General features: G+C 64.4%; 4 protein-coding genes. 3 read left to right on the forward strand and 1 reads right to left on the reverse strand.

Annotated elements, in window-relative coordinates; translation table 11 throughout:
- Positions 1-106: 106 nt before the first annotated feature.
- A complete protein-coding gene (glgP, locus tag ACSVIE_RS20715; protein ID WP_426006078.1) occupies positions 107-2734 on the reverse strand; it encodes an alpha-glucan family phosphorylase in 2628 nt (875 codons plus the stop codon).
- 125 nt (positions 2735-2859) lie between these two features.
- Between glgP and ACSVIE_RS20720 the strand changes: the two genes are divergently transcribed.
- Genes ACSVIE_RS20720 through ACSVIE_RS20730 form a run of 3 tightly spaced genes read left to right on the forward strand, consistent with a single transcriptional unit; the run spans position 2860 to position 10410 of the window.
- Entirely contained in the window at positions 2860-4947 is a 2088-nt protein-coding gene (locus ACSVIE_RS20720; RefSeq protein ID WP_442425105.1) for an alpha-1,4-glucan--maltose-1-phosphate maltosyltransferase, read from the forward strand.
- On the forward strand, positions 4947-6743 hold the full coding sequence (treS, locus tag ACSVIE_RS20725; RefSeq protein ID WP_426006079.1) for a maltose alpha-D-glucosyltransferase: 1797 nt from the start codon (positions 4947-4949) through the stop codon (positions 6741-6743). Before ACSVIE_RS20720 ends, treS begins: the two co-directional genes overlap by 1 nt.
- 1 nt (position 6744) lies before the next feature.
- Positions 6745-10410, forward strand: a complete 3666-nt coding sequence (locus ACSVIE_RS20730) for a 1,4-alpha-glucan branching enzyme (RefSeq protein ID WP_442425104.1) — start codon at positions 6745-6747, stop codon at positions 10408-10410.
- Positions 10411-10697 lie beyond the last annotated feature (287 nt).

Consider the following 10697-nt stretch of genomic DNA (forward strand, 5'->3'; position numbering starts at 1 on the left):
CCGGGGGTGGGGGGGGCGACCCCCCACCGGCCCCCCCCCCCCCGGGCCCGGTTGTTGGGGTCCCCCCCCAACACCCCCCCCCCGGGGCCGGCTACGTGGTGTGGGCTTACGCGTTCGCGATCAGGCCCAACTCGGCCTTCGATGCCAGGGCGCTGTGCTTCGGGAACACGCGGACGGTGTATCCAAAGGAACCGGAGCGGTTGATGACCAGGTCGCCGCGGAACAGGTGGCGCCCGTTGCCGAGGTCCTCCAGCGGAGCGAGTTCGGCTACCACCACGTCTTCGAGCTCGTCGGATTCCTCAGCGCGTCCGAACGCGACCTCCACGGAGACGTCGTCCGGCGTGAGGCTGTTCAGGGCCACGTAGGCATTGACCTGCAGCGTGTCGCCTACCTGGGGTTCCTCGGACAGGCCCACGGAGTCCACGTGCTCCACCACGATCTCCGGCCAGGCGCTGCGCACCTTGGAGATCCAGGCGGCCAGCTCCTTGGCTTCCTTGTAAGACCCTGCCGTTGCCCGGCGTCCGGAGACGGCGGCCGGGCAGTAGAGCTTGTTGACGTAGTCCTGCAGCATCCGCTCCGCAGATACGGCAGGTCCCAGGTGGGCCAAGGTGTGCTTGATCATGGACACCCAGTGGGTAGGCACCTTTTCCACACTGGACTCGGACGGTCCTGCCGCCCCCGCGCCCTGCGCCACCGTGGTGCCGTAGAAGCGCGGTGCCACCTGGGTCTCCAGCAGTTCGTAGAGCGCGGCGGCTTCGATCGTGTCGCGCTCATCGGCGGAAGCGCCGTTGTTGGCCGTGGGGATGGCCCAGCCGTTCTCGCCGTCGTACATCTCGTCCCACCAGCCGTCCAGCACGGACAGGTTGAGGGAGCCGTTGATGGCTGCCTTCATACCGGACGTACCGCACGCTTCCAGGGGCCGCAGCGGGTTGTTCAGCCACACATCGCAGCCCGGGAAGAGGGTACGGGCCATCGCAATGTCATAGTTCGGCAGGAACACGATCCTGTGGCGGACCTCGGGGTCGTCGGTGAACCGGACCAAGTCCTGGATCATCTTCTTGCCGGCGTCGTCTGCAGGGTGGGACTTGCCGGCGATCACCAGCTGGATGGGGTGCTTGGGGTCAAGCAGGAGCGCCTTGAGCCGCTTGGGGTCGCGCAGCATGAGCGTGAGCCGCTTGTACGTGGGGACACGGCGGGCGAAGCCGATGGTCAGGACATCGGGATCGAGCACCTTCTCCGTCCAGCCGAGCTCTGCGTCCGCGGCGCCGCGCTTCTTCCAGGAGGCACGCAAACGGCGCCGGACATCCTCGATCAGCTGGACGCGCAGTTCGCGGCGGAGCGCCCAAACGTCCTCGTCGCTGACGTTGTACGCCAGGTCCCACCGGCCCAGGGCCTCGGCCTCGGCACCGAACTGCTGCCGGGCCAGGGAAGAGATCCGCGGATCCACCCAGGTGGGCACGTGCACGCCGTTGGTCACGGACGTGATCGGAATTTCCGAGTGGTCGAATCCCGGCCACAAGCCGGAGAACATCTCGCGGGACACCACGCCGTGCAGCTTGGCCACACCATTCGCGCGCTGCGCCAGCCGCAGACCCATGACCGCCATGTTGAAGACCGCCGGGTTGCCGCCGTCGAAGTTCTCGCGGCCGAGTTCCAGGATCCGGTCCACGGGCACGTCGGGTGCCAGTCCGGCGTCGAAGAAATGCTTGATCTGCACTGCCTCGAACCGGTCGATGCCGGCCGGCACGGGCGTGTGCGTGGTGAACACCGTGGACGACCTGCCGGCTGCCAGGGCTTCCTCCCACGTCAGGGGAGCGGTGGGGTCGGCCATGGCTTCCTGGATACGTTCAATGCCCAGGAAACCTGCATGGCCCTCATTGGTGTGGAAGACCTCCGGCGCAGGAGTGCCGGTCAGTTCCTGGTAGACGCGCAGGGCCTTGACGCCGCCCATGCCCAGGAGGAGCTCCTGCTGCAGGCGGTGGTCGCCGCCGCCGCCGTACAAGCGGTCCGTGATGCCGCGCGCGGCTTCGTCGTTGGACGGCACGTTTGAATCCAGCAGCAGCAGGGGAACGCGTCCGACGTCGGCACGCCAGACATGCGCGTGGAGCTCACGGCCGTTGGGCAGCGGCAGGGAAATGTGGACCGGCTTGCCGGGAGTGCCGTCTTCCTTGGAAGGCCAGCGCAGCAGCGTCAGAGGCAGGCCGTCCGGGTCCAGCACGGGGTAGGTTTCCTGCTGCCAGGCATCCCGGGACAGGGACTGCTTGAAATACCCGGCCTGGTACAGAAGGCCCACGCCGATCAGCGGCACGCCGAGGTCGGAAGCTGCCTTGAGGTGGTCACCGGCGAGGATGCCCAGGCCGCCGGAGTACTGGGGCAGGACCTCGGTGATGCCGAATTCGGGGGAGAAGTAGGCAATGCACCTGGGTGCTTCCTCCCCAAGCCCCTGGTACCAGCGCGGTTCGCTGAGGTAGCGGTCAAGGTCCGAAGCCGCTTCCTGTATGCGGTTGACGATCCCGCCGTCGTTGGCAAGGTCCTGCAGCTGCTCGCGGCTGATGGAGCCAAGCAGGGCGATCGGATCGTGCTGCGCTGCCTCCCAGAGAGCCGGGTTGAGGCTCGCAAAAAGTTCCCTCGTGGGCCGGTGCCAGGACCAACGCAGGTTGGTGGCCAACCGGGCCAAAGGCCGGATGGGCTCAGGGAGGACGGTACGGACTGTAAACCTTCGAATTGCCTTCACGAGCGCCACACTAACGGACTCACATGGCAGTCGGAACTGCTTTGGGTTTCTTTTAGGTAAAAGACACCTTGCGTCAAGAAGATAGGTCGTGTGCTTAGCATTCTGTGATTTTTGTCGCTAACGTCGTGGTTGTGACGACTACCTCGCGAACCTTGACCGCCCTGAAATCCAAGACAAAAACGGACATCACCGACGGACTTCGCTTCGGCCGGTTCCCCATCACGGCAGTTCAGCCGGTGGTAGAGGGTGGCCGCTTTCCCGCCAAGGCACTCCCGGGCGAGGACATCGCCGTCAGTGCCACGGTGTTCCGCGAAGGCCATGACCAGCTCGGCGTGTCGGCAGTGCTGCTCGACCCCCGCGGCCGGGAACGCCAGCGTGTCCGCCTTTCCCCTTCCCAGGAGGAACGCTGGAAAGGCCGTGACCGCTGGGTGGGCCAGCTGACCCCGGCAGGCACCGGTGCCTGGTCGTTCGTGATCGAGGCCTGGCACGACCGCTACGGCACCTGGCACCACAACGCCGAGGTCAAGGTCGCAGCGGGAATCGATGTTGAGTTGATGCTCGCCGAGGGCGCAGCCCTCCTGTCGGAAGCGGCAGATGACGACGCCGGACGCAGCGCTGCGGACAAGCGCACCTTCCGCGCCGCGTCAATTGCGCTCGCCGACACCACCCGATCTGCCGAGGAGCGCCTTGGTGCCGGTTTCAGCCCCGAGGTGCTGGCCGCCGTCGGGCGTGTTCCCATCCGCGAACTGGTGACGGTCTCGGAGCGGTTCCCCCTGCAGGTGGAACGTGACCTGGCGGGCCGCGGCGCCTGGTATGAGTTCTTCCCGCGCTCGGAGGGCGCAGTCCTGGACCACGCCACCGGCGTGTGGACCTCGGGCACCTTCCGGACTGCCGCCAAGCGGCTGGATGCCGTGGCCGGGATGGGCTTCGACGTCATCTACATGCCCCCGATCCACCCGATCGGTTTCCAGCACCGCAAGGGCCGCAACAATACCCTGACTCCGGGCCCGCAGGACCCCGGTTCTCCGTGGGCGATCGGTTCCAAGGACGGCGGCCATGACGCCATCCACCCGGACCTGGGCACTTTCGAGGACTTCGACGCATTCGTGGCCCGCGCCAACGAACTGGGCCTGGAAGTGGCCTTGGACCTGGCCTTGCAGGCTGCTCCGGACCACCCCTGGGTCACCTCGAATCCTGAGTGGTTCACCACGCGGGTGGACGGAACCATTGCCTACGCGGAAAACCCGCCCAAGAAATACCAGGACATTTATCCGCTGAATTTCGACAATGATCCGGCAGGCCTTTCCAAGGAAATCCTGAGGATGGTCCAGCTGTGGATCAGCCACGGCGTCAAGATTTTCCGGGTGGACAACCCGCACACAAAGCCGGTGTGGTTCTGGGAATGGCTGATTGGCAAGATCAACAAAAAGAACCCCGAAGTTGTCTTCCTTGCCGAAGCCTTCACACGGCCGGCCATGATGCACGCCCTGGGTCGGGCGGGATTCCAGCAGTCGTACACGTACTTCACGTGGCGGAACACCAAGACTGAACTTGAGGAGTACTTCCACGAGGTCAGCCACGAAAGCGCACCGTTCTTCCGGCCCAACTTCTTTGTGAACACCCCGGACATCCTGACCGAGTACCTGCAGTACGGCGGCCCGGCGGCGTTCAAAATCCGGGCGGTCCTCGCCTCCACTGCCAGCCCGCTTTGGGGTGTCTATGCGGGCTACGAATTGTATGAGCATGTGGCCAGGCCAGGCGCGGAAGAGTACATCGATAACGAAAAGTACGAGTACAAGGCCCGCGACTGGGAAGGCGCGGCGGCGTCCGGCCACAGCCTGGCTCCCTTCATCACCCGGCTCAACGCGATCCGCAAGGGGCATGTGGCGCTGGGCGACCTGCAGAACCTCACCCTGCACACCAGTACGGATGACGCCACGGTGGTGTACTCCAAGCACAAGACGCTGCCGGACGGCACCAAGGACACCTTGATCATCGTGGTCAATGTGGATCCGCACAGTGTCCGCGAGAGCACGGTCTCCCTGGACCTGGCGGCGCTGCAGTTGGACCCGGCAGACTACAACGAGGACGGCCGGTTCAGGGTGGACGACCTCATCAGCGGCCAAAGCTGGGAATGGGGAGATCACAACTACGTCCGGCTTGACGCCCACCACGAGCCCGCACACATCCTCCACATCAGGAGGCAGCCTTAGTGAGTTTTTCCCCGCAGAACCCGAGCCAGTACTTCACTCCGAAGAACACCTTCGAGTTGAACGCCCCAGGTCTCCAGCATGATCCGCACTGGTACCGCAAGGCAGTTTTCTACGAAGTACTGGTCCGGGCTTTTGCGGACACCAACGGGGATGGGTCCGGGGACTTCCACGGGTTGATCGACAAACTCGACTATCTCCAATGGCTGGGTGTCGATTGCCTGTGGTTGCCGCCGTTCTTCCATTCGCCGCTGCGCGACGGCGGTTACGACATCGCCGACTACACGTCCGTGCTGGATGAATTCGGTACCATCAGCGACTTCAAGCGTCTGGTGGCAGAAGCCCACGCCAGGGGCGTCCGGGTCATCATCGACCTGCCACTGAACCACACCTCGGACCAGCACCCCTGGTTCCAGGAATCCAGGAAAGACCCCACGGGTCCGTACGGCGACTTCTACGTGTGGAGCGATACTGACGAGAAATACCAGGACGCACGCATCATTTTTGTGGACACGGAAGAGTCCAACTGGACGTTCGATCCCATCCGTCGCCAGTTCTTCTGGCACCGGTTCTTCAGCCACCAGCCTGACCTGAACTTCGAAAACCCCGCCGTCATCGAGGCGCTCTATGACGTCGTCCGCTTCTGGCTCGACCAGGGCATCGATGGGTTCCGGGCCGACGCGGTTCCGTATCTGTTCGAAGAAGAGGGAACCAACTGCGAAAACCTGCCTGCCACGCACGCCTTCCTCAGGGACCTGCGGCGCATGGTGGATGCCAACTACCCCGGCCGTGTGATCATCGCCGAGGCCAACCAGCCCCCGCATGAGGTGGTGGAATACTTCGGCACGGACGATGATCCGGAATGCCACATGGCCTTCCACTTCCCGATCATGCCCCGGCTGTACTACGCCTTGCGGGACCAGAAAGCCGCCCCGATCATCCAGACGCTGAGGGAGACCCCGGAAATTCCGCGCGGCGCCCAGTGGGGAACCTTCCTGCGCAACCACGATGAACTCACCCTGGAAATGGTCACTGCCGACGAGCGTGCCGCGATGCTCGGCTGGTACGCACCGGACCCGCGCATGCGTGCCAACATCGGCATCCGCCGGCGGCTGGCGCCGTTGCTGGACAATTCCCGCGCCGAGATCGAGCTCATCAACGCCTTGCTGCTGTCCATGCCCGGCAGCCCGTTCCTGTACTACGGCGACGAGATCGGCATGGGGGACAACATCTGGCTGGACGACCGCGACGCCGTGCGCACGCCCATGCAGTGGAACCCGGACCGCAACGCGGGCTTCTCCGCCGCGGATCCGGGCAAGTTGTACCTGCCGGTCATCCAGTCCCTGGTCTACAACTACGGCATGGCCAACGTGGAGGCGCAGGCTGCCCATTCCGGGTCGCTGCTGCGGTGGACCCGGCAGATCCTGAGCGTACGCAGGAACCACCCGGCCTTCGGCCTGGGGTCTTACCGGAACATCGAGGCGGACCACGAGGTAGTGCTCGCGTACGTGCGGGAGCTTGTGCCGGGCAACCCGGAGGGGGAGGACCCGGAGACCATCCTGTGCGTCTTCAACCTGTCCCAGCACCCTGTAGCCGCCACCTTGGACCTGCCGGAGTTTGCCGGCAGGGGTTTCCGCGATATTTTCGGCGGCCAGCCGTTTCCCGCTGTAGGGGACAACGGACACCTGACCGTCATGCTGGGGAGCCACGCCTTTTACTGGCTGCGGCTTCGTTCAGCTTTTTCCAATCCCTCGTCGCCTATGACGCAGGCGATCCCAGTGGTGTCGACGAAAGGATGAGATGAGCAAGGGAACGCTTAACCCCTCGATTGAAAGTCTTCTCCGGAGCTGGCTTCCCACTAAGCGGTGGTTTCCGGTCAAAAGCCCGGACTTTGGGCTGGAGCGCGTGGGTGGGTTCACGCTGCAGGACCCGGGCGGCGCTGCCGGGTTGGAGGTCCTGCTGCTGGCCGTGACGTACAAAACGTCCGACGGCGGCCCCCGCACCGATGTGGTCCAGGTGCCGCTGAGCTTCCGGACCCAGCCCCTGGCAGATGCCCCCACAGCCTTGCTGGGGGAGTTCACCGATCCGAAGCTGGGGCTCCGACTGGTGTACGACGCGGTGTTCGATGCCGGCTTCGTGACCGCATGGCTTGGGCTCATGCGGTTGGAATCCGCGGTGGGCAACGGTCTGGTGCAGGGGCACCTGATCCGGGGACGTGTCACCCTTCCCGCTCAGCCGACTTCCGTGCGGGTCCTGTCCGGCGAGCAGTCCAACACCTCAGTCATCGTGGACGACGGCGGTTCGGCAGCGATCGTCAAGATCTTCCGTGTGCTGGCTGCGGGCAGGAACCCGGAGGTGGAACTGGGAGCGGCCCTTACCGCGGCCGGGACCAGTGAGGTCCCGGCAACGCTCGGGTGGATCACGGGGTCCTGGGACGCTTCGGGCAGCAACGGCCCTGCTGCCGGCGAACTGACTGTGGCACACGAATTCCTTGCCGGCGGGCAGGATGCGTGGCGCCTGGCTGTTGAGGCTGCGTCTTCGGGCAAGGATTTCACCGAAGAGGCCCATGGACTTGGTGCCGCTACCGCGACCGTCCATGCCAGGCTTGCTGAGACCTTCGGAACTTCCGGAGCCGATGCCGGCGAGGGCCAGGGGAACGCCGTTGTCGCCGAGTTGACCCGACGCATCCGTGCCTCATGGGCGGAAGCTGCTGCCGCCGTCGGGCCTTACGACTCAAGCCTGGAATCCCTGCTCGGTGACGTCGACGCCACAGCGGTCGAACGCCTGCAACGGGTCCACGGCGACCTGCACCTGGGCCAGATCCTCAAGGTGCCCGGAACCGGCGGGACGCCGGACCGCTGGGCCATCCTGGACTTTGAGGGCGAACCCCTGCGCACCATTGACGAGCGCAATACTCCCGACCTGCCACTGCGGGACGTCGTGGGCATGCTCCGCTCGTTCGACTACGCCGCAGGAGCGGCCGTCCGCGAAAACCCGGCAGCGTCAGTGCCCGATTCGTGGGTGGATGACTGTGCGGAAGCGTTCCTGGCTGGGTACGGAGAGGTTAACCCGGGAACCATAGACCGCCGCTCGCCGCTCTTTGTGGCATTGTGGCTGGACAAGGCCTTATACGAGGTGGTCTACGAGCTGCGGAACAGACCGGACTGGCTGTCCATTCCGGTCAACGCATCCCGGCGGATCCTCGACAACACGAGCAGCGGCGGAAACGCGGCAGCTACAGCGGAAGGTAATGACATGACAGGCTCTGCACGCACCGAACGGCCCCGGGTTCCCCTCCACGTGGACCCTGAGACCTTGGCCCGTGTGGCAGCCGGGGCGCACCACGCCCCGCACTCCATCCTGGGCGCACACCTGGACGACCACGGCCACGTCACCATACGGACGGTGAAGCACCTCGCCACCTCAGTCACGGTGGTCACCGAAGCCGGCCGGACCCCCATGGAGCATGAGGCACACGGCATCTGGGTGGCTGTCGTGGAACCGCTTCAGCACGGGCACGTGCCCGACTACCGTTTGGAGGTGGTGTACGACGCCGATCCCGTCACCATTGATGACCCCTACCACTACTTGCCGACCGTGGGCGAAATGGACTTGCACCTGATCGGTGAAGGCCGCCACGAACGGCTGTGGGACGTGCTGGGAGCGCACCTGCAGAGCTACCGGACGTCACTGGGCGATGTGGACGGCACCTCCTTTGCCGTCTGGGCGCCCAACGCGCAGGCTGTTCGCGTCAAGGGCGATTTCAATGGCTGGGACGGCCGCCACCATGCCCTCCGTTCGCTGGGATCCTCGGGTGTCTGGGAGGTCTTCATTCCCGGCGTTGCAGCAGGGGCGTGCTACAAATACGAGATCCTCACGCGGGCCGGTCATTGGGTGGAAAAGGCCGACCCGCTGGCCTTCGGCACTGAAGTTCCGCCGCTCACGGCCTCCCGCGTGATCGACTCCAACTACCGGTTCAAGGACTCCGAGTGGATGGAAGCACGGGCGCGGAAGGACCCGCACAACTCGCCCATGAGCGTGTACGAGGTCCATCTTGGCTCCTGGCGCCTTGGCCTTGGCTATAAGGAATTGGCCAAGGAACTGGTGGACTACGTGAAGTGGCTCGGCTTCACCCACGTGGAGTTCATGCCGGTAGCGGAGCACCCCTTCGGCGGCTCCTGGGGTTACCAGGTCACCTCCTACTTTGCGCCTACCTCGCGGTTCGGCCACCCGGACGAGTTCCGCTTCCTGGTCGATTCCCTTCACCAGGCCGGCATCGGCGTGCTGTTGGACTGGGTACCTGCGCACTTCCCCAAGGACTCCTGGGCCCTGGCCCGTTTTGACGGTGAGCCACTCTACGAGCACTCGGACCCGAACCTCGGCGAGCACCCGGACTGGGGCACGCTGATCTTCGACTTCGGCAGGCGGGAAGTGCGGAACTTCCTGGTGGCCAACGCCCTCTACTGGCTTGATGAATTCCACATCGACGGATTGCGCGTCGATGCCGTGGCCTCCATGATCTACCTGGACTACTCGCGGCAGGAAGGACAGTGGCAGCCGAACAAGTTTGGCGGGCGTGAGAACCTGGAGGCCATCTCCTTCATGCAGGAAGTGAATGCCACGGTCTACAAGACACACCCCGGAGCTGTGACCATCGCGGAGGAATCCACCGCGTTCCCCGGCGTTACTGCTCCCACCAACCATGGCGGCCTTGGCTTTGGGCTGAAGTGGAACATGGGCTGGATGCACGACTCGCTCAAGTACATCTCCGAGGACCCCATCAACCGCAAGTGGCACCACGGAACCATCACCTTCTCCATGGTGTACGCGTTCTCCGAGAACTTCCTGCTCCCCATCAGCCATGACGAGGTAGTGCACGGCAAGGGCTCCATGTTGCGGAAGATGCCCGGTGACCGGTGGCAGCAATTGGCCAACCTGCGCTCATTCTTTGCCTACCAGTGGGCGCACCCCGGCAAGCAGCTCATCTTCATGGGCACCGAATTCGGGCAGGAAGCAGAGTGGTCGGAGCAGTACGGACTCGACTGGTTCCTGGCCGATATCCCTGCCCACCGTGGATTGCAGCTGTTGGTCAAGGACCTCAACGGCCTGTACTCGTCCACGCCGGCGCTCCACGTCAGGGACAACGAGGCCGGCGGCTTCCAGTGGATCAATGGCGGGGACGCGGACCACAATGTCCTGTCCTTCATCCGCTGGGATCACGACGGGAAAGCGCTGGTATGCGCGGTTAACTTCTCCGGCGGTCCCCACCGTGACTACATTCTTGGAGTTCCGGAAGCAGGGAAGTGGAAGGAAGTCCTCAACACCGACTCCGAGGTATACGGTGGCTCGGGCGTGGTGAACAACGGTTCGCTGGTGGCAGCCACTCCAGGTACGGACGGACAGCCTGCAGCGTTGACCGTGACGCTGCCCCCGTTGGGTGCAGTCTGGTTCACGCTGGATTCCTAGTCCGCCGAGGTCTGTCTGAGGGGCCCGGTCCCGGGGGTGATCAACTCCGCGGGGGCCGGGTCTTTCCCTTGTTCCGGGTGACTTTGCGATTCGGCTGAGGCGGTGGTAGAGTAAGTACCCGCGCTGATCCCCACGAGAGATCGCACAGCCCAACACGAAAACCGCAAGGAAATCAGGTTGAGCTTGCCGATTTGACTCGGAGGAATCCAGCGGGTAAGTTTGAAAAGTTGCTCCGGAGCGATCTGCTGGCCTGTGTGGTTGGTGGTGGTGCTGGTTTGTGACCTGTT

Source organism: Paenarthrobacter sp. NCHU4564, assembly GCF_052156435.1.
Lineage (GTDB): Bacteria > Actinomycetota > Actinomycetes > Actinomycetales > Micrococcaceae > Arthrobacter.